Origin of the sequence: Calothrix sp. NIES-3974, from assembly GCF_002368395.1 — a bacterium.
Classification (GTDB): domain Bacteria; phylum Cyanobacteriota; class Cyanobacteriia; order Cyanobacteriales; family Nostocaceae; genus NIES-3974.
The window spans coordinates 4920067-4942881 of the sequence record NZ_AP018254.1 but is presented as its reverse complement, the minus strand read 5'-3'; the positions used below and the strand labels follow the sequence as shown (position 1 = coordinate 4942881).

The following is a 22815-nucleotide window of genomic DNA, read 5'->3' as shown; positions in this document are numbered from 1 at the left end:
CCAGGCTACTATGGACTAGAAATGGCAAAAAGGCAGAGATTGACGAGATTATATTATGACAGGCGTTATCAAACCTACTTATACAAACGAACAGATCACAGCATGGATACGTGGTTTACTATCTATAGCATGGGCTGATGGTGATTTTGATGCTCAAGAACAGGAAATGATTGCTAGTATTACCCAAACGGAACTAGCACCGGGGACGAATATTGAAACATCTGAAGATATTTCCCCGGAAGAACTAGCTAGGGTTTTAGGTAAAGGTACACCTTTGGCTGAAAATTTTTTACGTACAGCAGTAATGGTGGCGATCGCTGATGGTATGTATACCAAAAGTGAAGATTATATCCTCCACGAATTGTGTAAAGCTTTAGGGGAACCGGAGGATATTCTCGATGCTCTACGTCATACCCTGGAAAACTCTGACCTGACTGCAACCACCCCCACCACACATGGATCCGAGACTAGTAATAATAATCATGGAATTGATGCGATCGCTCCTTTACGGGAATGGTTGGATGGTCTGGAAATTCATGACCCCAGTTTAGCTCGGTTTTTGTGTAAAATGATTCCTTCCCAATGTCCGTTTGAACGAGATGTGAAACTATTCGGACGCAAAATCGTTCATATTCCCCCTTTGTGCAAACTAAATCCTCTCTACGAACAGTTGGTGAGTTTGCGTTTTCGCGCTCTATCCTATCTTGCTGATGAATGTCAGGAGGATGTTACTCCCTATCTTTAAAATAAGAAGGATACAGGAGACAGAATCATTAAGGAGTACCCCTATTTTGCCAATATCAAGTAGTGGGAGCATTTCTGCTCCCTAAGCGCTATATTCGAGAGTATACACATTAGGGATGCTCCCGAGTCATTAAATTAAGCAATAAGCCTTGAGTAACGGGTTAATTTTCCTACTACTCCCAACCCCCTATTCCCCAGTCAGAAGCTAGTTTTAGAAAGTTATGAGATATCCGAGTATACTACTTCACTTTTTGCTTTGCATAGGTAATTAATTGTTGAGCTTCCCCATAGGCTGTTGTTCCAGATTTGATCGTTTGTAGTAAGGCAATCAGGCTATTTAATTCATTTTTGAATTGTTGATGGCTATCAGGTGGATTGGCAAGTAAATGTTGAATTTTTGTATTAGCATCATCGAGAATACGTTTGGCTTCAATTTCCATTTTGATCCGGGTTTGAATCACACCTAAATTGGTTTGGTAATCTGCCAAATATTTCTGTGCTTCCACATATCCGGCTTCTTCAACACCTATTTTTTCTAATATATTAATTGACCGTTCCCAAAGGCTGGCAATTTGTGACCATTTTTCAGCTGAATGGGGTGGATTTTGGGAATGAGTTGCAGCTTGAAAGGCGATTTTTTTTGCCGCTTCTATATAAGTACTACTACTTTTTTGCGTCGCCGACTTTTCTAATTTGACTTGATAGTTAGCAATTAGCCTTTGTGCTTCCAAATAGCGGGGATTTTCCTGGGGAATTTGGTTTAAACGACTTATTGCTTGCTCCCACAATGATGTTGCTGTTTGTGCTTGGGTAGATTTGATTTTTTCCGCTTGGAAATCAAATTCTTGGGCTGCAGCTATATATGTACCAATTTGAGTATTGACAAATTCATGCTTATAGCCTTTAACTTTAATTTGAGCATTGTTTCCTGCTAAAGTTTCCAGGGGTATTTCATCAAACAAGTATATTGCAGCTTGCCAAGCAGCGATCGCTTCTTCCTTTTCCGCGATGGTTTTGGCTTGTCGGTATTTCTGTTTAGCTGCAATGAGGTTTTTTTCGGCTTCTGCAAGGGGTTCGAGGGCATTTTTCCCTTGAAAGGCGATCGCTTCTAATTTTGCCACTCTTCGGCGGGCATTTTCAAATTCGTCAAAGGTAAACTGCCAAGTGCAGCTAAAAAAACGACAATACATCTGGGGATAATAGCCTAGAAACCAAACCGGTAAGTTATCTAGATGGCGTTGGGCTGATTTCACTTTTTCTGTTCCCAGTTCAATATCCTTGGTGCTAGTCGTATTCCCAAGTAACTGTTCTGCTTGTTCTAAATCGCGAATTGCCCCTCGATAACTATTATCCATTGAAATGTAACTGGGTAGTAGCAATAATGGAGCTTTTTCAGCCACGGGTTTGCGTATCATTGGATAGGGTAAATTCGCCAGCCAAATTAACCCAGCTAAACCAGCAAAAGTGAGTAAACCAAACTGTAATACCCCGAAGATAGTCCACAAGGGACTCGGTGGTTGATTGACCTTTGCTGCTTTCTTCAACACCTTGGGGTCAAATTGGGGATAAATATCAATAACTACATCCCTCAATTCATCGTAGTTTGCAGGTGTACCCCGCTCCTTTTGCATCCGTTCCAGACGCTTGTAGACGATTTTGCGTTCTGTTTCTCCAATCGCATCGTTGGTTGCACAGCGTTGGATTTCCTCGAACAAAATTTTGTATGCTTGCTGATTTAAACGAGTCATATTTTAAATTTTCTATATATATACTTTAGGATTCCCCTTGAGGCACTTCCAAACATCCCTAAGTAATCGAAAATATACATGGTTAAATATGACACTTGTCATCCGTGATTTCTCACGAGTAGGTAGGTGCAATTAAACCAATTAATTTAATTGCACCTACCTACTTATTCATCAATGTTGGTTTTGTGGTCAGACAATAAAACTCTCTCTTCGCCAATAATCTGATTTTACTAACAATTTAATAATTTTCTGTGCATAGCAAGGTAGGGTCGTCCCTCCCTACTCCCTACTCCCTACTCCCTACTCCCTCTAGTCCCCAATCTGCTGTTTAATAGTGTTGGTGTTTGTGCTGCTGGTGCAGCGAAGTAGGAGTCTAAATGAATCGCAAAGGTGGTTTATTCCGATTTGTAGCTTTGGGGATGGCGATAGTGCTGCATTTCGGTGTTTGCTTGAGTTTCCCAAATTATGCCTATGCTGTCAAACCCTTAAAGTCCCCTGGTGGAGCGGTTTTTGTTGCCAAACAAGCACCGGTGATGGTATCGATTTTTGCTAATCCGGAACGGATTGAGGAGTTGGTCAAACATGTAGATTTTTCCCCCTGGAAAACAAAGCTGCTGAAAAATACTGGTATTGATTACCGTCAAGATATTCAACCTTGGCTAGGGGAAGAAATGACTTTTGCTGTCACCACTTTGGATATTGATCGGGATGCCAGTAATGGACAAACACCAGGGTATTTAATGGCACTAGCTACCCAGGATGGGGAGAAAAGCCGTGAGTTCTTGCAGTTACTATTTTCGCAGCGAGTTTTGGCGGGTGCGGATTTAACTACGGAGGAGTATGCTGGTGTGAAAATTATTGCTGATAGCGCCAGTAAAACTGGTGAGAAATTAGCGGGTGCGGTGGTTGCCAATCAATTTGTTCTCTTTGCTAATGATAGCAAGGTTTTGCGGGAAGCGATTAATAATGTTCAAGCTCCTGATTTAAATTTACCTAGTAATCGTGAATATCAAACAGCTGTGGAGCAGATGGGTGGTGATGCCGTCGCCGTGGCATACTTAAATCTGGAAGCGATCGCAACTTGGCAAGGTCTGAAGTTACCTGTAGAAAATTTCCACAGTCAACTGGTGAGTTTGAATCTTGATCCCCAGGGAATCATTCTGGAAACCGCAGCTATTCCCAACCACGAACTTCCTACTCCTTCCCCATCCCTAAATAAACCAGTTGCTGCTGTTGCCTATCTTCCTGATACTACTAGTATGGCGGTTGCAGGTCAGGATTTAAGTTCCTTACCCAATAGTAATTTAGCTTTATACTGGCAACAATTGGCAGGAGCTTTAGCTGGGAAGGAGGATGTGGGAATTGGGCAAATTGTTCAACCCCTAGCAGAATTACAAACCCAAGCCGGGATCAATTTAGCAACAGACCTGTTTAGCTGGGTTAATGGTGAATATGCCATCGGCTTATTACCCAACCCGGACTCCCCCAATCCCGATTGGATATTTGTCACCGAAAAATCTCCACAAACAAACACGGGTATTGCCAAATTTGACGAAATTGCCCAACAACACAATTTAGCGATTAGCTCCTTTCCCCTGGAATCCCAACCCGTTACCGCTTGGACTCAATTAACCACCCAACGCACCCCAACCAGTAATAAATCCAAATTGACCATCAACACCATACCCCTAGCTCTCCACACCAGCATTGACAAATATGAAATTTTTGCCTCATCCCTAGAAGCAATGCAAGCAGCCTTAACCAGTCCCCAAAACTCCTTATTGGAAAATCGCACCTTCAAAACCAGTATTGCCAATATCCCCAAACCTAACCAAGGTTATGTGTATATCGATTGGAATAGTAGCCAATCCATCCTTTCCCGACAAATACCCATCCTTCAATTTATCAAAATTCTTGCCCAACCCCTATTTCAACAACTGCGATCGCTCACCATCAGTAGCTATGGTAGCAGCAATCAAGTCCTTAAAGGCCGTATTTATCTATATCGCAAACAATAAATATGCTAAAAATATGCCAGATGCCATACTGACATAACCCCTAACTTCTTCAGTGTTTATCATCGGTATTATGAGTATACAAAAGCACTAAATATCAATCAAGATGAGGAAGGGTGGGGTGAGAAACATTTATCTCCGATGGCGAAGAAAAATTTATGATAGTGAAAATAGGAGTAAAAACCCAAAAATAACCGTATTCGGGACAAAAGAGGGATTAAAAGCCAGTATTCTTGGCATATTCACGATAATTGCCGCCACACCAGTCATGGGGACTAAGGCTAACTTTGGGACTCTACGTTTGACACCAGGATTTGACCCCAGCAAGACTATCGTATCTGGTTATACTGGTGGTAGTTATTCCCTATCGACAATTAGTAACCGTGATCGCGATCGCAATATATGTGTTGGTTATGCCGACCCGAAACCAGACCATATCGTGATTTTAGAAAAAGACTTTGGAAAATTACGCTTTTTGGTCAATAGTGAAGGTGCAGACACAACCATTCTCATTCAAGGACCCGACGACAAAACCATCCGTTGTGGGGATGACACAGGGCGAAAGAAAGATGCAAGCTATGAAGGAAACTACTTTAAAGCTGGAACCTATCGGGTGTGGGTGGGAATTTTTAATCCAGGTACCAGGGTCAACTACACTCTTTCTGCTCAACAACCATAATCCCTGATGGACTTTGAGGAGAAGGTCTGAATAGTAAATCCGATGTAGGGCTTGCGGAAAAATAGTAAAACTCTGATACTGTAAGCTTTGGTGAGTATTTTGGTCGCAGAACGTGCAAAAAATGGGTGTATAGAAGCTGAAAAACCTTGCATCTGCCATTTTATGAAGCCAGGGAAAATGAAAATTTTTGGGTTAAAACCATTCCCTGTAGAGACGAACCGACGGGTTGTTTCTACTCCCCGTTCCCTAACCCCCCTAAAAGACCCTTTCCCCAGACCCTATGTAATGTTGTTTTACAATTCGACAGATATTGGTGAGGAGTGAGTAAAATAACAAATATAACTACCTGTAGTTTTTCGCCCATGCATTAGCTAAACTAGGATTATACTATTTTTGCAAGTCACCGTAGCTAAACCTAAATAGTTGCGAGGCTGGCTATGACTACCAATCATCAACATTCAAACCCATAATTAAGGAAGTTTCAACGACTACTACATGCCAGTAACTGAGAAAAAACGTAATCGAGATCTGCCACAAATTAACGAGCGAATTCGTTTCCCCAAAATTCGGTTAATAGACACGGATGGCTCCCAGTTGGGGATAGTAACACCCCAAGAAGCGTTACGAATGGCCGAAGAGAAAGAATTGGATCTGGTGCTGCTCAGTGATAAAGCCGACCCTCCAGTCTGTCGGATTATGGATTATGGTAAATTCAAGTTTGAACAAGAAAAGAAAGCACGAGAAGCCCGGAAAAAGCAGCATACAGCAGATGTCAAGGAAGTAAAAATGCGCTACAAAATCGAAGCGCATGATTACAATGTCCGTGTAAAGCAAGCAGAAAAGTTCCTGCGCGACGGTGATAAAGTAAAAGCAACAGTCATGTTTCGAGGGCGAGAAATTCAACACAGCGACATGGCAGAGGAATTGTTGCGACGGATGGCTACCGATTTAGATGCAGTGGGTGAAGTCCAGCAATATCCCAAGCGTGAAGGTCGAAATATGATGATGTTGATATCACCGAAGAAGTAGATATCAAGCTTGGTTAATGGTGATTACTGAATAATTCAATGTGAATATTAGATATCCTCTCTTCGGTGGGTCGAGGAGGGGATATTTTTGTTAATTTGACTGATTAGTCATTTTAACGTGAGTTCAATGAGTTATAAAGCCTGAAACTCTTGTCCAGGATTATTCGTGGTCAATAAAAGTTTTTAAAAACCTCCAAGTACAGGTTGGCGGAAATAAACCGAGTATTAATTTAGTCACAACTTGATATATATCTAGTGACTATGCTCTGGGTGGTCACTCAGTCAGCGAAGGCTACTCTACTCTACTGCCTTCATTCACGAGGTTCCGCACCCACGGGGAGCATGGGTGCGAGGGAAAAGACTTTTTCCGCAGACCCAAAGTAAGGGACTTTGAACGGTAGAGTGGTTAATCCTGGAGTGCGATCGCTGAATCATCGATATAGTTTGATATATGATTAACGGGACTTTAGCATTTTTGGCGTAAGGGAGTAATTAGGTTATATTAGAGTTTGAATTTTGGCAGGAGTTAAATCCTGGACATTACAGAAAACAATATCCGCACCAGCATCAATCAAACTAGTAGCGTAGCGTTCTCGACGGGTAGGGGTTGTTTGGACATGGGGGGGGAGGACACCTACACCAATCCACTGACGTTGGGGATAGAGAGTTTTCGCTTTGACAATAGTGTACATATCTGCCACTGTATCGCCAACGTAAAAAACGGGTGATGATTTTTGGGGTGTTGATTCTTCAAGGATGTTGACGGTTGAGCATAAACCTGTTGGATCTGGTTTTCCGGGTGCATCTTCCATTGCAATTAAAGTCGGAGATTCCAAACCGAGACGACCTTCAAGAACAAATAATGCGGAAGCACGGGTTGCACCGCTAAAGAAACCCCAGGAGATATCAGCTGCTGTTAAGGATTGGAGATATTCGGGTTTTACCAGTAAAGGTTCATGACAGATGTAACCATTCCAGTTGTTTGGGTTGTCTCCTCGATAACGTTGCTGAAAAAAGTGAACGATTTTGTCGTAATCAAGGTTGATTGTTGTACGGGTGATTCCTTGGGACTCAAAGAAGCGGTAAATTAACTCTTGGGATGCTTCCCAGTCATTGTTCCAAATACCTTCAGATTTAAGATTATCAATGTCTGTGGGAGTGGGACGGTATGCTTGATGGGTGAAATGTTCAACGGTATCAGCTATAGCACGTCGGTAGGAACCGGAAACATCGCGTATTACACCGTCGATGTCAAAGATAACGATGGGAGGGGGGTTGGTCATTGGATTTGGAATTTGGGATTTTGGATTACCGCAGAGACGACCCGACGGTTCGTCTCTACTATTGATTTGGGATTAATTTTGCTAGGTAGGGTAGGGGGAATTTGGTTTGGTTGTGACGATTATTTGATTCAACTCAATACCAAGGAAAGACAGAAAGAAAATATCTACGGGAATTGTGTAATATCGTTTACGCTAATGCTTACTACATATCAGGGGCTGTAACCGTTGATTATTTTAGTTTTATTTATTGCAAAGTACAAGGGAATCGATATAACTGGCATATTATACCGTTTACACTAATGGTCGCTACATATCAGGGGCTTATAACCGTTGATTATCCGAGTTTCGTTGATTTCAAAGTAAAAGAGAATCGATATTAGACTTTCTGAATAAATTTACGCCCTAGTAAACCTTGGGGACGTATTAGCAACATGATAAACAAAATTCCAAACGCGATCGCATCCTTATAGCCAGAATATTCTCCGGGGACAAATGCTTCGACTATACCGATGACAAATCCACCGATGACTGCACCGGGAATGCTTCCTAATCCACCTAAAACAATTACTGCTAATCCTCGTAAACCAAAGGCAATACCAAAATAGGGACCGGGGATACTGACGCTAGAAGCGAGTAAAGCTCCTGCCATTCCGGCTAAAAAACTGCTGATAAAAAAGGTGTAAATGATAAACCTTTCGCTGTCGATACCTAGTAAACTCGCTGTCACTGCATCTTCGGCAATCGCTTGCATGGCTTTACCGTATTTCGTATTGGTAATAAAGTAAGTTAAAATGGCAACAGCACTTACGGATACGGCAAAAATAATGATTTGTACGGTACGGATGGGGATGGGATTGGCTACTGTACCAAAGTTAATGGCTGGGGGTAGATTACCGTAGGTATCAGCAGGGAAAGTGTAGTTTTCCGCACCGACTAGGTACTGAATTAGGTTGACAATGACAACGGCTACCCCCAAACTGGAAACTACCGTTAATAGGGGATCAGAACCTCGACGGCGCAGGGGTAAAAAGGCGATGCGTTCAATGACCACACCGATGATACCAGCACCGATACTAGCCAAAATTAGGGCGATCGCAAAGGGTAATTGGATGGGTAGAGCAGCATTGGCCAGTACTCCACTAAATCCAAATCGACCTCCCATCAAAGTATAGGTAAGATAGGCTCCAAGGGTGAAAACTGCGCCGTGTGCGAGGTTGATTATTCCCAGAATGGAATAGACCAAGGTATAACCTAATGCAAATATTGCGTAAGTACTACCAATGGAGAGACCGTTGAGGAATTGTTGCAGGAATAGGGTGATGTCCATTGAATGGGGAGTAGTGAATTGGGAGTAGGGAATAGTTTAACCCAACCCCTACATCCTGATACCGTTTGAATGGGAAGTTGCATACCACAAGTTGTCTGAAGCGAGGAGGAACGATGAAGCAATCCCATAGTCTTCGATGTTAACGAGTTACTGAGATTGCCGCGCTCTACTTCGTTCTGCACTGCACCGCAACCAGCAAGCGACAGAATGACACACCCAAAAATTACACGCAGTTTCATGTAAAATCTTACAAGTGGCGTGGTAGGCGAGAGGCTTCTTTTTGATTCAGCTAAAAATTCGGAGATGTTAATTGGGGATGCTCGCGCTTCAACTGTGTTGCTGCATACAATCTATTCAGGGCATTTACATAGGCTTGGGCAGAGGCCACAATAATGTCTGTGTTCGCAGCTCTACCTGAAAATACTCCCTCTTCGTTACGCAGACGAATTGTCACCTCACCAATAGCATCAATACCAGCCGTTACCGATTGTACCGAAAATTCAATCAGTTGGTTGGGAATATTAGTAACACGGTTAATGGCTTTGTAAACAGCATCAACTGGTCCTGTACCGATGGCAGCATCCGTTAATTCTTCCCCTGTCGGACTACGTAAAGTTACGGTGGCGGTGGGACGGGAGCGATCGCCGCAGGAAACTTGCACCAGTTCCAGTTTAAATAAATCGGGTGCCTGTTGGATTTCGTCGTTGACGATGGCTTCGATGTCCCAGTCGCTGATTTCTTTCTTTTTGTCAGCGATTTCTTTAAAGCGGAGGAAGGCTTTATTTAAATCGGTTTCGCTTAATTCGTAACCCAATTCTTTTAACCGGGTGCGGAAGGCGTTGCGTCCGGAATGCTTACCCAGAACAATTTGATTATCGGTTAACCCAATTAACTGGGCATCCATAATCTCGTAGGTAAGTTTGTTTTTTAACACACCATCCTGGTGAATTCCCGATTCATGGGCGAAAGCATTGGCTCCGACAATGGCTTTATTGGGTTGTACTAACATTCCTGTCAGGTTGGAGACGAGACGGGAAGTTTTGTAGATTTGTTTGGTGTCAATATTGGTTAAGGGCAATTCCGAGTCGCGATCGCGGCCTAAAAAGGGGTTATAGTATTGACGGCGGACGTGTAAAGCCATGACTAATTCTTCCAGGGCTGCATTTCCGGCTCGTTCACCAATACCATTGATGGTACACTCCAGTTGACGCGCTCCGTTTTTCACAGCTTCCAGGAAATTAGCCACCGCTAACCCTAAATCGTTGTGACCATGTACGGAAATAATTGCCTGGTCAATATTGGGGACATTTTCTTTGATACCCTTAATTAAGGCTCCAAATTCCTGGGGAGTCGTATAACCAACGGTGTCGGGAATATTAACGGTGGTTGCTCCAGCATTGATTACCCGCTCTAAAACCTCGTACAAAAATTCCGGATCGGAACGACCTGCATCTTCCGGGGAAAACTCCACATCATCGGTGAAGGTCTTGGCATAGGCTACCATTTCCTCCGCGATCGCTGCTACTTCGCTACGGGTTTTCTTGAGTTTGTACTTCAGGTGAATATCGGAGGTTGCTAAAAAAGTGTGAATCCGTCCCCGATAAGCAGGTTTAATAGCCTCTGCTGCGGCTTTTATATCCTCCTGACGAGCTCGGGCTAAACTGCAAATAACAGGTCCATCCTCTGTCCCCACCTGTTGAGCAATTTTACCTACCGCTTCAAAATCTCCGGGACTAGCAAAGGCAAACCCCGCTTCGATGATATCCACACCTAAACGAGCTAACTGCTTGGCGATCGCTAACTTCTCATCTATATTCAAAGTCGCACCCGGACACTGTTCGCCATCCCGTAATGTCGTATCAAAAATAATAATTCTGTCAGAATTTGTAGCCATTTTGCAGATGAACCTTATCGTTTTCTTGTTTTGCCCGTTTTGACAATTTTATATACTTGCTTTATATATATCCGAAATTCGACTGATATTTCTATAAATCTGATTTATATAATGAGAACTTGGCAATCTGGATAGGAATGAATTATTTACGACCCTTCCACCTTTTCGATATCTTCTCTAATATCATTTAAATCAATATATCTATCCGTGGCGTTACGTAGCTCCCTGGCAATCATTCCTTCCGTTGATACAACTGTAATATGAGTATTTTTGGATCTGAGTAATTCAATTGCCCGTTCAAAATCTCCATCTCCACTAAATAAAACCACTCGGTCATACTGATCAACGGTATTAAACATGTCCACAACAATTTCTATATCCAGATTAGCCTTTTGTGAATATTTTCCCGAAGAGTCATCATAATATTCCTTGAGGATTTTTGTTCGTACTGTATAACCTAAACTGATTAATGCATCCCGAAAACCTCTTTGGTCTTGGGGGTCTTTAAGTCCAGTGTACCAAAATGCATTGATTAATGTCGTGTTTTGCTGTTCATGCTGAAAATATTCGAGGACACGTCTGGGGTCAAAAAACCATCCGTTCTTTTGCTGTGCATAGAACATATTATTGCCGTCTACAAATATAGACAGACGATTCATAGTAGTACCCATAAGAATTTAACACCTAATCCAGATAATAGATAATATTTAGATTGAACAATAGATTATAACAATAATAAAATCAAGAAATTAAAGGATATTTGGCAAATAGTTTTTCCGTATCTCCGGAAGCCAAGCTGGCAGAAATTATGATTTGGTTTTCAACATATAGGTTTTTGTTTAATTTGTTGAATTGATTTTTCGAGGTTATGTTTACGAATCAGTTACAAACCATCCTTGATCTAAGTGGGTCATTCTATCAATCCAGTGTACTCTGAAAGGGACATTATATATCCATGCAGCCAATATCAATTGCCTATTTACGACTATTAATATTGGGGTGACGGGATTAATTAGGACCTCACCAGCTTGATTGAGGATGTTGATAAAAATAACAAACTCTCTCTCCAACACTGGTTGAAGTAGTCTGTCCTCAAGTTTTCCCAGCTACTAGTACAACTAGATAGGTATACATTACTGGAGAACTAAAAAAGGTGAAAAAGCTTTTATTGAATAGCCTTTTGCTTTGCTTACTTGTATCAGTATTATTCCTTCCCAGTCGCCATGAAAGTGTTTAATAAGTATACACAAAACCTCGGATACCTAGTAATAGTGCTGATTCTTTTTCCCCAGAAATTTTGCTCAAGTTTCCTGATTGCTCATTACCCATGACCCTTTCTGCACAAGATATGCAAAAATTGTGGGTGTGACCTTGGTCAGAAGTCACCATCAACACCAGGGGTGTTTGATTGAGAGGATTTTGACGATTCTAACCATGATGATCACCAGCACATGTCTAATCACTCAAGTTATGCAACCCGCAGTTACAACTGTATGCAAGCGACCCATGTCCAAAGGACATAGTTGGAAAGGAAAATTACTTTTTCTCCTTTCGAGTCACAACCTAGAGTCCGAAAAAATATCACAATCTGGGATTAAATCAATTACATTACCAATGCTTCGCTGACCCATCCTGTGTGTCCAAGTTGCTGTCAATAAATAGATTGGCTAATCAATAGATACGGATCTAATTCAGACAACAGGTGCAAGTCCTATCGAAAAGGAGGGAACAACCGGAATACCTAATATTTCTCGAAAGAGAATGGAGAATCCTACTGATATTCCTTTTGATACTCTTGCTGTCAATCAAGGAGCAGCAGGTTAGGTCGCTGAATTTTTGCTTCCCGTGAATTCAGAACAATTGCTCCTGTACTGGGAAATTTGTAAGTGTCTATCGATACGTGTATCATTGGCAATGATGACAGGTTCGATAGCCGAGAAGTGATAGAATTTTGGTATATGAGGTCAGAGTATAAATTTTTCATTGAAGTTGATTTTTTAGCAATATTGATTCAAGTTGTCTGAATAATATATATCTTTATAGATAAACTAATTGTATGGCAAAACCACCTAAATCCACCTTAACGAAAAAATCCCGATCCGCAACCGAGCAATCATCAAGACAGCCATTGCAAACTGGTACAACCCGTTGGCGACAACACGTACATAAAGTCATGGGTTGGAGTCATGTCTTGATCGGGTTGTGGATTGGAGGGGTGGGATTAGTATCCTTTGCCAATCTGCGTCTGGTGAGTTTTTTGGAAAAGCAGTCCCAATCGATGTTTTATGAATTTCGGGGTGAGATACCTGCTGCTTCCGATATCCTCATCTTGAGTATCGATGATGATTCCATTTCCATCCCTGAAAATTCATTTCGTCACCAACCCCAGGAACACCCCTATTTTCAACCGATCCATCGTTACCCCTATCAACGAGCAGCCTATGCGCAGGTAATCGATCAACTCATGGATGCAGGTGCGAAAGTTGTGGCATTAGATGTACTTTTTGATACCAAAAGCAGCTATGGCGATCGCGATGATCAGGTGTTCGCAGCAGCCTTAAAACGTCATGCAGATCGGGTTGTCCTCGCTGCTGTTTACGAAGAATACGAACAGCGATCGCAGCTACAATTTACCCAACTAACCAAACCCCATCCCCGCTTTTTGGAGACGAAGGTCGCGGTTGGTTCGGTCAATTTTCCTCGCGAAATCGACGGGAAAGTCCATCGACTAGCCAGTGAGTATCAAAAGGAACTAGCACGAGTGGGTGATTTACCAGTCGGTGCTATCCCCGACTTCGATGTGGCTACTTTACGAGCAGCCAATATTACATACCCCCAACCCCAGGGAGAACGGATTTACTTTCGTGGTGGAGCTGGAACATTTACCAAAATACCCTTTTGGTATGTTTTTGACCCCAATGCTTGGAGCCAAAATCTGCAAAATGGGAAAGTATTCCGTGACAAAATCGTCATCATTGGTGCAACCAATAAGCTGAATAACGACTATCATCAAGTAGCTGCCAATTGGTTATTCCCCCAACTCATGTCCGGAGTGGAAATTCATGCCAATGCGATCGCAACTTTATTGGAGGGGAATGCACTCCGGACGGTCATCGATCAACCTTGGCAACGAGGATTATTTGTCGTAATTTTTAGCACTGGATGTGCATTGGTCGCAGCCAAATTTAAGCAGATGCGGATGCGGATTATTATTAGTTGGGGGATTGCCATTATTTGGATGGGAATTAGTTTTATCTTATTTGTTTCCCAGCAAATAATTATTCCTACAACCATACCCGCGATCGCGTTGTTGGGGATTGGAACTTCTTATATTATTATTGGCATTGGTTTAGAGCGGAAACGGAAGCTACAACTGGCCAAAATACTCCAAAAAAATCCTTCTTCTCGAGTGGTGCAAGAAATTCTCAGTCAACAGGAAGATTTACGGGAACTACTCAGACAAAGGGAAATAGAAGTCTCCGGAAAAATCATTGATAACCGTTATAAAATTGTCCGGGTTTTAGGTTCGGGTGGATTTAGTGAAACCTATATAGCAGAAGACTCACGCCGACCCGGAAATCCCCATTGTGTAGTCAAGTTATTACGTCCAGCTAGTAATAAACCCGAACAATTGGAAGTCGCTCGACGCTTATTTGCTAGTGAAGGGGAGACACTGCAAAAATTAGGTAATCATCCCCAAATTCCCCAACTCCTGGCATTTTTTGAAGAGGACGAAGACTTTTATTTAGTCCAAGAGTATATTGAGGGAAAAACCCTGAATCAGGAATTAATACCCAACAAACGCTTTCCTGAACGTACAGTTATTGAAATTGTCACCGAATTATTAGAAATACTCACATTCGTCCACCAAAATGGGGTAATTCACCGCGACATTAAACCCAGCAATATTATTCGTCGTCAACAGGACAAAAGACTGGTTTTAATTGATTTTGGTGCTGTGAAGCAAATCTCCAGCGAACAACCAGAAAACCCCGAACAAACCGCTTTCACCATCGGTATTGGTACAAAAGGATACGCACCACCAGAGCAATGTTTCGGTAGACCCAGCTTTAGCAGTGATATTTACGCAATCGGGATGATTGGAATTAAAGCCCTCACCAGCATGTCTCCCCAGGACTTGAAGCGAGATCAAAATGGCCAATTGCAATGGCAAGAATACGCACCCAACACCAGTCCAGAATTCACCGCCATTTTGAACAAGATGGTACATGAGAACTATAAAGCTCGCTATAAATCAGCCGCAGAAAACCTCACCGCACTCCAACAGCTAATTAACTCCGAAACCTTTCAATTATTACCCAAAGAACAGCAACCTCGATACATCCCTGAATTTGATAACGCGGATTTACCAACCCAACCTTGGGAACCGTAACCAGGGGTAGAGACGACCCGACGGGTCGTCTCTACTAAATGCGTACATTGTGTAAATGGGCACGGGGATTATAGGAACGAATGGCGCTAATTTTTTCATAGTACTCCCGTTCTTGAGGAGAGAGGTCTTTGGGAGTAGCGATCGCAATTTTGGCCAACAAATCACCCCTTCCACCTCGGCCCAATACCCATCCCTTACCACGTAAGCGTAATGATTGTCCGGAGCGAATCCCTGCGGGTACGTTGACCTTCGCAGTCGTACCATCGGGAGTGGGAACTTCCACTGTTGTACCTAATACCGCCTCATCGGGAGTAATTGGTATCTCACAAACTAAATTATCCCCTTCCAGATGGAAAAAGGAATGGGGTTGGAGTTCCACTCGTAGGTATAAATCCCCTCGTTGTTTAGTAATCGGGTTTACCATTCCCTTACCGCGTACCCTTAAGCGACTACCAGTTTTAGCACCAGCAGGAATGCGCACATTAATAATTTCTCCTCCCACATTCAGTTTTTTCTCCACACCCCTAAAAGCTTCGCCAAAACTCAAACTAATGGTAGCTTCACTGTCTTGGGTTCCTGCTCCCATATCTTGGAAACCAAAGTCACTAAACCCACCATAGGGATTAGCCCCTGTAGAAGTATGATAGGAGTAGGACTGACGACTAGTAGTACCCCTTGTACCACTAGCAAATCTTCCTAGCAACTCGTTAATAAAGTCGTCAAAGTTGGCATACTGACTAAAATCAAAGCCACCCATATCGACCCCAACCCCTCCACCGGGGAAACCCTGTCCAGCTTGTTTCCAGTATTGGCCAAACTGGTCATATTTTTTGCGTTTGTCAGGGTCAGATAACACTTCGTAGGCTTCGTTAACTTCCTTAAACTTTGCTTCAGCCTGTTGATTACCTTGGTTGACATCTGGGTGATATTTACGTGCTAGTTTACGGAATGCTTTTTTAATCTCATCTTGGCTAGCTGTCTTGCTGACACCCAGAACTGCATAATAGTCTTTAAAATCTGCCGCAGCCATTGCCCAATCTCCACACTTGAAATTTTCGTTATATTTTTAAATAAGCGTCAGATAACTTGCTAACATTAAAAAATAAACGCAGCAAGCCTACATGCTCAGGTATAAATCACTCTGATTTTAAATTAACAAAGATTAAGCAAAATCAAGTGGGGTTGACGCACGCAATCACAGGGCAATTTCCGAACATGAAGATTGAAGACTTCCTTGATGGGGAGGGAGTGGGGAGTTGGGATAGTCCGTACAGATGACCCGTCGAGTCGTCTGTACATTGAGTAGGAATGAGTTATGTATCTGGTAGTGCAAAAGCATCCGATAGCTCCCCCCAAATTTTCCGGGTTTGTGATAAATGCAGGTTTACCCATCCTCACAAGTTCCTCAAATTGTCTTGATATAACCAAAATCAGTAGAGGGAGTTATGGGTATGTTTAAGAAAATACTGGTTGCAGTCGAAGATAACGACATCGGAATGCAAGTTTTTCAAGAAGGTTTAGCGATCGCATCCCAGGCAAATGCAAGTTTAATGTTATTAAGTGTCATCTCTCCCTATGACGAACGCTATATTAACCCGATTGCGATGGATCCCTATAGTTTCTATCCGACTCTGCATTCGGAAGCGGTACGGGTTAATTTGCAGCAGTGGGATGCTTTGCAAGACCAGATGATGGAGTTTCTCAATTCTTTGGGTCAAACAGCTGCGAAGGAGGGTGTGGAAGCGGAATACACCCTGAATGTGGGTGATCCGGGTCGAGTTATCTGTCATGTTGCAGCAAATTGGAATGCGGATTTGATTTTAGTTGGTCGTCGCGGACGTAAGGGTTTAAGTGAGTTTTTCCTGGGTAGTGTGAGTAATTATGTCTTACATCATGCTCCCTGTTCAGTTTTAGTTGTTCAAGGTTTACACCCATCTCCAGAGAAGAAGTCTGTTGCATCTAATCAGGAATTACAGGTGGGTTAGGTCAGGTTGAGGTGATTAGGAATGGGACGATGAAATGGTCAAAACTGCGTCAATGGCTGTTACCGATTTTGTTGGCTGTATTGATTTTACTATTTTGGACTACAGCCGCAGCTACCGGAACCCAGGTTTCCCGTCATACCGATGTCATCCGCTTTGGTGGTGATGTGACAATCACCAAGGAGATGTTAGTGGATGATGCGATCGCGGTTGCTGGTTCGGTAAAGATTGATGATGGTGCAACACTACAGGGTAATGCGGTTGCGGTTGCGGGGGATGTTATTCTCAATCCCCAAGCTCAGATTCGGGGAGATGCAACAGCGATCGCAGGGGAGGTAAAAAAAGCGAGTGATGCTGTGATTCATGGTACATCTACCTCCCTCATTGATGGTAAATTCGGCATCATGCAGTCGATCCATGCGTGGGGTACGTGGGGATTATTGCTCCATCTTTACCTAGTTAGCGCCATTTTCCATGGGTTGGTGATTTGTGCGATCGCAATTATCGGTATATTATTATTAATTCTGATTCCCCATTATTTACAATCTGTAGCTGTCACCATTGAACAACACCCGTTAATTGCCGCAGCTTGGGGTTTAGGGGGAACGGTGGGACTAATGTTACTATCAACCCTGATTGCTGGTAGTTTGCTGGGTGCTTTAGTTTTACCCGTTGCTAATCTTGCGGCTTTATTAGCCATACTAGTCGGTAGTGTCAGCATGGGTTTAGTCATTGGTCAAACCAGCTTTAAACATCGTCAATTTGGATTTCAATTGGTTGCAGGTATTTTCATGTTGGGATTAATCGGTTTAATCCCCGTTGTCGGTGGTATGGTTTATCTAATTGTCCATGTATTCGGCTTCGGTGGTATCCTTGCGACCCAATTTGAACACAAACGTTTAATTTGGTTTGGACAACGACGCATTCACCCGGAACTTTTACCCCAAAGTCCCACTAATCACCAGCAACCCCATTAATTTATTGCTTGATCACCCCGCAGTTGCATTTGCAATCACGACTTTTGAAGATTGGTAACAAAGGCAAAATCAAACAAAATAGATAAAATGTTCGCATTAACATAGTACCTTAGTATTAAACTAGTGGAAATAAACGTTTACCCGTTTCTCCATCAAACACAAATAAATGCTGTAAATCCAATAACAAATGTAATCTATCTCCCGGTTGGGGACGAATATTGGCGCTTGTTTGAATGTTCAAAATCGTCATGGAACCTGGTATCCCAGCACGAATTAAAGTTTCCCTTCCTAACGGTTCCACTACCTTGACCTCCACTAGCAACAATGGTTTATCCCCTTCTTCATCGCCATTTTCCGCTAGGGTCATATATTCAGGACGAATTCCTAGTTCCACTACTTGACCGACGGGAATATTTAAATCTGCCATTTTTCCCATATTGTCTCCCACCGGAATCATTTGCCCCCAAATGTCAAATTGTTTACCTAAAAATTTTGCTGGTAAAATATTCATGGGAGGGTTGCCAATGAAAGTGGCCACCATGCGGTTTGCTGGCTGACTGTAAATGGTTTGGGGGTCGCCAATTTGCTGAATTCTACCTTTCTCAAGCACAACTATTTTATCTGCCAGGGTCATGGCTTCCACCTGGTCATGGGTGACGTAAACAGTGGTATTACGCAGATTATGATGTAACTGCTTTAACTCAGCCCTAGTATCATCCCGTAATTGGGCATCCAAATTCGACAAAGGTTCGTCTAGGAGAAAAACTTCTGCTTGGCGAGCGATCGCGCGTCCCAGGGCTACCCGTTGTTGTTGTCCTCCTGATAGTTGTTTGGGAGTACGTTCCAGTAAATGTTCCAGGGACAAGGAGCGAGCAACTTCAAGAACCCGTTGTTTAATGATATTACTATCAACTTGGCGCATTTTCAAACCGAAGCCAATATTTTGGGCAACCGTCATGTGGGGATAGAGGGCATAATTTTGGAATACCATTGCCACATCCCGTTGCCGAGCAGGAACATTATTCACCAAGCGATCGCCAATGTAAATATTACCCGAAGTTGCCGATTCCAAACCAGCAATAGTCCGTAGAATCGTGGATTTACCACATCCCGATGGTCCAACCAACACCCAAAATTCACCATCGGGTATTTCAAAACTAATATCCGCGATCGCGACTGCTTGATTATAAACGCGATTAATATTCTCTAGTCGAACTTTTGCCATTAGTTAAAAATTGAGATTTTGAGGGCGATTCATCCTACCCAATTCTGGTAAAAATTGGTTTTGCGATCGCCAGTACAATTTTTTGATCTCACTCTAGAACAGCAAGGTATATGATCCCCTACCATCTTAACAAAAGATGGTTACACCAAGTTGCCTGTTGTCGTGGTAGTTTGCGGATAATGAGATTGCTTCCCTGGGGTCGCAATGACGGATAGTACTATCTCAAGCTTTATTTGAGAGGGCTATACCCGCAGGGTTGTCGCAGACTAGCGCAACTACGTACTTTTTTTTACCCATCAAACGTTGACTTGACAAACCACTAGTATGAGCTTACTCACGCAAAAAATTGCGAATTTCCCCAGCTACATCCAAAACAGATGTTTCCGGTAAGTCATGTCCAGCGTGTGCGATGAATTTTAATTTAGCTCCGTGAATACTTTGGGTATAAATTTTACTTTTAGTGACTGCTTCCTGACTATCTTCCCCACCCTGTAAAATCAAAGTTGGTGGCATCATCCCATACAAACGGTTATCCAATAATTCAGCTTTAATTTCGGCATTTTGGCGGTTAAAAATTAACTCACAAGCGGTAGGACTCCCTTCCATGATTTGCCGCAACTTTAAATCAGCTTCCAGATCAATTTTCCAGCCGAACAACTTGGCAAGGGGACGAATAAAACGCAATAACCCAAAGGTAAAATCTGAACGCATCAGAATATTCCGCATTCGTTGCCAATGGGATTCTATCCCCTCAATCCCGACTCCCTCCGGAGAAATTAATATTAATTTACTCACCCTCTCCGGATATTTTAAAGCGTGGGTAGCAGCAATCCAACCACCCAGGGAATGACCAACCAGATATACCCTTTCTAACTTGAGTGCATCCAAAAATTCATTAATTAATTCAACTTGCAGATTTACTGAGTAATGTATGTTCGGAAACTCAGATTCTCCAAATCCAAGCAGGTCAGGAGCAAAGCAATGGAACTCCCGTGACAGAACCTCCATCACCTTGACCCATTGACTACTATCAGTCCAAGTTCCATGTAAAAAAACGATTGGCGCACCAGAACCAACTTCGCGCCAAAATAATAACCCCTGGGAGAGTTTAATCCGGGAATTGCGGAATAGAGTTTCCATTTTTACCAAACGATTCGCGCTACTTGTATGTGAGGATGTAACAATATTATGCCAATGTCGTCAAGCCATTTAAGTAATCTTGCAGTTGACGGTTGTGGTCGTGGGACATCGGGTCTAATGGCAATTCATCCCGCGTAAAAGCACGAATTTCCATGATTTCTAACTCATCCTGGACTTGCATCTGTCCCGATACGTCAGCTTCCACAACTACGCAAATTGAATGAATCCTGGGGTCACGCTCCGGTGCGGAATATACCCCCACCAAACGCTTGATTTGCACTAACTCTAAACCCGTCTCTTCCTTTAATTCACGCTCCACGGTACTAGGGATATCATCTCCCCAATCAACCATTCCTCCGGATAATCCCCATAAACCATTGTCACGACGGCGGATTAGGACAATTCGGCCATCTGGTAAGATTGGTATAATGCTTGTCCCTGGCACAGGGTGACGAAATATAACCCCAAGGACGGTTCGTCCAAAGCGCCACAAACTACGGGTGGACTGAATTGTCACTGCAAAAAACGCCAATTTATTCAATCTGAAACTGCACTTGGTATTTTAACTATTTATTACCCATACATCTAGGGTGATTCAGCACAAAAATTAAAGTTACTCTTTATACTTATATACGTATCAGCCTGGGCTTCATTTTAAACGATTCATAGTCAATATATCAATTCCAAACCAAAAAAACAGTAATCAGAGGTTATCAGTGCAAAATAATGCAATAGATGGTGGGACTACTTCTGCTTGACGTACTCCCCGACAACTAGCACAAGTTGGCGGAAATATCCAGGTCATTTACTTGGTGACTATGCTCTGCGTAGTCATCCAGTGCGTGAGGACTAGAGTCTCGTAGATTCTGCACCTACGCGGAGGATGGGTGGGAGGGAATGGCGCTTTAGCGCTACTACACTACGTGCTTTTTTTTTACCCATCATTAATGCACAGTTAATGGGGTGGAGTATTGGGGTGGAGTATTATAGTTTAGCCTTGTGAGGCGATTACAACTGGTTGAAGGAAGCGGAAACTTTAGCTTTATCAGTTTCTCGACTCATCAAGTCCTGATAAATAGCCAAGGTTTCCTGGTGAACACGATGAACTTGAAAGCGTTCAAGGTTTTGTTTGGCTTTATTTTTCCATTGGGCTAATTTCTCTGGTTTACTGACCAATTCCTTGAGAGCGTTTGCTAATGCATCGCTGTCTTGAGAGGGAACCAAAATACCAGCTTGACCATTGTCAAGAGCTTCAGGAATACCATCTACATTGGAAGCGACAATCGCACAACCAGCTTCCCTAGCTTCCGTCAAAACCAAACCAAATGATTCACGATGGGACGCTAACACAAATATGTCTGTTGCGAGCATGTAACGCTGAGGTTCGGTCTGAAAACCTTCAAAGTGGATGCGATCGCGAAATTGATTTTCCCTGACTTCTGCGACAAATTCATCACGGTCTGGTCCATCACCAACCAGATATAAATGCAAGCTGGGGAATTGATCGGCAATTTTCGTAAATGCTTCTATCAGTTCACCGATTCCCTTACGTCGATACATCCCGGAAACCGTCGTAATTGCTGGACGCTGCAAATCCATCGGAGTGTAGCTGCGAATATTCGGATGACGTGGACTGTTCAATGTACCGTTGAGAACAACTCGAATTTTTCGTTCTGGGATTCCCCGACGAATCATGGATTTTGCCACAGCTTGACTGACGGTAATCACGTTATCAGCTAGTCCCATGAGCAGGGAACTGTATTGGAACTCGTTGTGTACCGTTGAAACTAGATGGTAGTCGTAGTTCAGTCGTAACAACGACGATAGTACTATTCCCGTCATCATGTGTGCATGGACGAGATTGGGTTGAAATCCTTTTAATATCTGTCGATAACACCAAATTGCCTTGAGAATATTCAGGGGAGTCCGCTTTTGATCTAATTTAAAGTGCTGAACACCATATCGAGATAGCAAACTTTCATATTCTCCACCCTTGGAGACGACAGCAACCTTATAACCCTCCCTTGCTTGTAGACAAGCTAAATCTACAGCAACATTTACTATCCCATTACCGATTTTTTCGACATGATTAACAATGTGTAAAATTCGCATAATTTATCTCTTTATCTCTCTATATACATGAATTAATTTCAATCTATATTTGTTCTTGCAAAGCTTTGATTAAACTGCATCAGCAAAAGTGTTAACCACACCCAAAACACACCATCAATATCCGGCTAAATATTACCCCATGAATCAATATGTATTGGGATTATAATTCATTTTTGATATTCATCAATTAAGTAGAAAAATCACTTCCAGGCAGTTGCTACAATCAGCATATTCAAGTTTATGTTTTTGGAACAATTGAATTTCTGAT

Annotated in this window: 18 protein-coding genes; 8 read left to right on the top strand and 10 right to left on the bottom strand. The window is 42.6% G+C overall.

The window, feature by feature from the left end; translation table 11 throughout:
• Positions 1–55: 55 nt before the first annotated feature.
• Positions 56–745, top strand: a complete 690-nt coding sequence (locus tag CDC37_RS19845) for a Mo-dependent nitrogenase C-terminal domain-containing protein (RefSeq protein WP_096624414.1) — start codon at positions 56–58, stop codon at positions 743–745.
• A 238-nt stretch (positions 746–983) separates the two neighbouring features.
• Here CDC37_RS19845 and CDC37_RS19840 read toward each other — a convergent pair whose 3' ends face one another.
• On the bottom strand, positions 984–2492 hold the full coding sequence (locus tag CDC37_RS19840; protein ID WP_096624412.1) for a hypothetical protein: 1509 nt from the start codon (positions 2490–2492) through the stop codon (positions 984–986).
• A 377-nt stretch (positions 2493–2869) separates the two neighbouring features.
• Here CDC37_RS19840 and CDC37_RS19835 point away from each other — a divergent pair, with 377 nt between their 5' ends.
• The 4 genes from CDC37_RS19835 (at position 2870) to infC (ending at position 6215) form a co-directional block, all read left to right on the top strand.
• Positions 2870–4510: a DUF3352 domain-containing protein gene (locus tag CDC37_RS19835; protein ID WP_096624410.1), complete on the top strand. Its 1641-nt coding sequence runs from the start codon at positions 2870–2872 to the stop codon at positions 4508–4510.
• 265 nt (positions 4511–4775) lie between these two features.
• The gene (locus CDC37_RS19830; protein ID WP_231943502.1) at positions 4776–5186 is read left to right on the top strand and encodes a hypothetical protein; all 411 of its coding nucleotides are present in this window, start codon (positions 4776–4778) and stop codon (positions 5184–5186) included.
• Between the two features lie 177 nt (positions 5187–5363).
• Complete coding sequence (locus CDC37_RS24515) at positions 5364–5510, top strand: hypothetical protein (protein ID WP_157780792.1); 147 nt, start codon at positions 5364–5366, stop codon at positions 5508–5510.
• A gap of 171 nt (positions 5511–5681) precedes the next feature.
• Entirely contained in the window at positions 5682–6215 is a 534-nt protein-coding gene (infC, locus tag CDC37_RS19820) for a translation initiation factor IF-3 (protein WP_096624406.1), read from the top strand.
• 496 nt (positions 6216–6711) lie between these two features.
• Here the strand turns inward: infC and CDC37_RS19815 are convergent, their stop codons facing one another.
• From CDC37_RS19815 to CDC37_RS19800, 4 genes are all read right to left on the bottom strand, one after another.
• The gene (locus CDC37_RS19815; RefSeq protein ID WP_096624404.1) at positions 6712–7497 is read right to left on the bottom strand and encodes a TIGR01548 family HAD-type hydrolase; all 786 of its coding nucleotides are present in this window, start codon (positions 7495–7497) and stop codon (positions 6712–6714) included.
• A gap of 376 nt (positions 7498–7873) precedes the next feature.
• On the bottom strand, positions 7874–8824 hold the full coding sequence (locus CDC37_RS19810) for a branched-chain amino acid ABC transporter permease (protein ID WP_096624402.1): 951 nt from the start codon (positions 8822–8824) through the stop codon (positions 7874–7876).
• Between the two features lie 289 nt (positions 8825–9113).
• Positions 9114–10718, bottom strand: coding sequence for a 2-isopropylmalate synthase (locus CDC37_RS19805; protein WP_096624400.1), 1605 nt, complete (start codon positions 10716–10718; stop codon positions 9114–9116).
• 146 nt (positions 10719–10864) lie between these two features.
• Positions 10865–11389: a LabA-like NYN domain-containing protein gene (locus tag CDC37_RS19800; RefSeq protein ID WP_096624398.1), complete on the bottom strand. Its 525-nt coding sequence runs from the start codon at positions 11387–11389 to the stop codon at positions 10865–10867.
• A gap of 1385 nt (positions 11390–12774) precedes the next feature.
• Here CDC37_RS19800 and CDC37_RS19795 point away from each other — a divergent pair.
• Positions 12775–15111, top strand: coding sequence for a serine/threonine-protein kinase (locus CDC37_RS19795; protein ID WP_096624396.1), 2337 nt, complete (start codon positions 12775–12777; stop codon positions 15109–15111).
• 34 nt (positions 15112–15145) lie between these two features.
• On the opposite strand, the gene CDC37_RS19790 is transcribed toward CDC37_RS19795, so the two are convergent.
• On the bottom strand, positions 15146–16141 hold the full coding sequence (locus tag CDC37_RS19790) for a DnaJ C-terminal domain-containing protein (RefSeq protein WP_096624394.1): 996 nt from the start codon (positions 16139–16141) through the stop codon (positions 15146–15148).
• A gap of 421 nt (positions 16142–16562) precedes the next feature.
• On the opposite strand from CDC37_RS19790, the gene CDC37_RS19785 reads away from it, so the two are divergent.
• Together CDC37_RS19785 and CDC37_RS19780 are read left to right on the top strand one after the other, a co-directional pair.
• Positions 16563–17096: a universal stress protein gene (locus CDC37_RS19785; protein ID WP_096626441.1), complete on the top strand. Its 534-nt coding sequence runs from the start codon at positions 16563–16565 to the stop codon at positions 17094–17096.
• Between the two features lie 29 nt (positions 17097–17125).
• Positions 17126–18070: a hypothetical protein gene (locus tag CDC37_RS19780; protein WP_096624392.1), complete on the top strand. Its 945-nt coding sequence runs from the start codon at positions 17126–17128 to the stop codon at positions 18068–18070.
• A 115-nt stretch (positions 18071–18185) separates the two neighbouring features.
• On the opposite strand, the gene CDC37_RS19775 is transcribed toward CDC37_RS19780, so the two are convergent.
• The 4 genes from CDC37_RS19775 to CDC37_RS19760 form a co-directional block, all read right to left on the bottom strand.
• Positions 18186–19295 (bottom strand): ABC transporter ATP-binding protein, encoded by a 1110-nt coding sequence (locus CDC37_RS19775; RefSeq protein WP_096624390.1) that lies wholly within the window; start codon positions 19293–19295, stop codon positions 18186–18188.
• Positions 19296–19625: 330 nt separating this feature from the next.
• Positions 19626–20435: an alpha/beta fold hydrolase gene (locus CDC37_RS19770; RefSeq protein ID WP_096624388.1), complete on the bottom strand. Its 810-nt coding sequence runs from the start codon at positions 20433–20435 to the stop codon at positions 19626–19628.
• A gap of 46 nt (positions 20436–20481) precedes the next feature.
• Entirely contained in the window at positions 20482–20976 is a 495-nt protein-coding gene (locus CDC37_RS19765; RefSeq protein WP_096624386.1) for an NUDIX domain-containing protein, read from the bottom strand.
• Positions 20977–21443: 467 nt separating this feature from the next.
• On the bottom strand, positions 21444–22547 hold the full coding sequence (locus CDC37_RS19760) for a glycosyltransferase family 4 protein (protein WP_096624384.1): 1104 nt from the start codon (positions 22545–22547) through the stop codon (positions 21444–21446).
• Positions 22548–22815: the final 268 nt, after the last annotated feature.

Excerpts from the sequence above, each read along its gene's own strand:
- CDC37_RS19845 (WP_096624414.1), top strand. The coding sequence starts at position 56 with ATGACAGGCGTTATCAAACCTACTTATACAAACGAACAGATCACAGCA.
- CDC37_RS19840 (WP_096624412.1), bottom strand. The coding sequence starts at position 2,492 with ATGACTCGTTTAAATCAGCAAGCATACAAAATTTTGTTCGAGGAAATC.
- CDC37_RS19835 (WP_096624410.1), top strand. The coding sequence starts at position 2,870 with ATGAATCGCAAAGGTGGTTTATTCCGATTTGTAGCTTTGGGGATGGCG.
- CDC37_RS19830 (WP_231943502.1), top strand. The coding sequence starts at position 4,776 with ATGGGGACTAAGGCTAACTTTGGGACTCTACGTTTGACACCAGGATTT.
- CDC37_RS24515 (WP_157780792.1), top strand. The coding sequence starts at position 5,364 with ATGAAAATTTTTGGGTTAAAACCATTCCCTGTAGAGACGAACCGACGG.
- infC (WP_096624406.1), top strand. The coding sequence starts at position 5,682 with ATGCCAGTAACTGAGAAAAAACGTAATCGAGATCTGCCACAAATTAAC.
- CDC37_RS19815 (WP_096624404.1), bottom strand. The coding sequence starts at position 7,497 with ATGACCAACCCCCCTCCCATCGTTATCTTTGACATCGACGGTGTAATA.
- CDC37_RS19810 (WP_096624402.1), bottom strand. The coding sequence starts at position 8,824 with ATGGACATCACCCTATTCCTGCAACAATTCCTCAACGGTCTCTCCATT.
- CDC37_RS19805 (WP_096624400.1), bottom strand. The coding sequence starts at position 10,718 with ATGGCTACAAATTCTGACAGAATTATTATTTTTGATACGACATTACGG.
- CDC37_RS19800 (WP_096624398.1), bottom strand. The coding sequence starts at position 11,389 with ATGGGTACTACTATGAATCGTCTGTCTATATTTGTAGACGGCAATAAT.
- CDC37_RS19795 (WP_096624396.1), top strand. The coding sequence starts at position 12,775 with ATGGCAAAACCACCTAAATCCACCTTAACGAAAAAATCCCGATCCGCA.
- CDC37_RS19790 (WP_096624394.1), bottom strand. The coding sequence starts at position 16,141 with ATGGCTGCGGCAGATTTTAAAGACTATTATGCAGTTCTGGGTGTCAGC.
- CDC37_RS19785 (WP_096626441.1), top strand. The coding sequence starts at position 16,563 with ATGTTTAAGAAAATACTGGTTGCAGTCGAAGATAACGACATCGGAATG.
- CDC37_RS19780 (WP_096624392.1), top strand. The coding sequence starts at position 17,126 with ATGAAATGGTCAAAACTGCGTCAATGGCTGTTACCGATTTTGTTGGCT.
- CDC37_RS19775 (WP_096624390.1), bottom strand. The coding sequence starts at position 19,295 with ATGGCAAAAGTTCGACTAGAGAATATTAATCGCGTTTATAATCAAGCA.
- CDC37_RS19770 (WP_096624388.1), bottom strand. The coding sequence starts at position 20,435 with ATGGAAACTCTATTCCGCAATTCCCGGATTAAACTCTCCCAGGGGTTA.
- CDC37_RS19760 (WP_096624384.1), bottom strand. The coding sequence starts at position 22,547 with ATGCGAATTTTACACATTGTTAATCATGTCGAAAAAATCGGTAATGGG.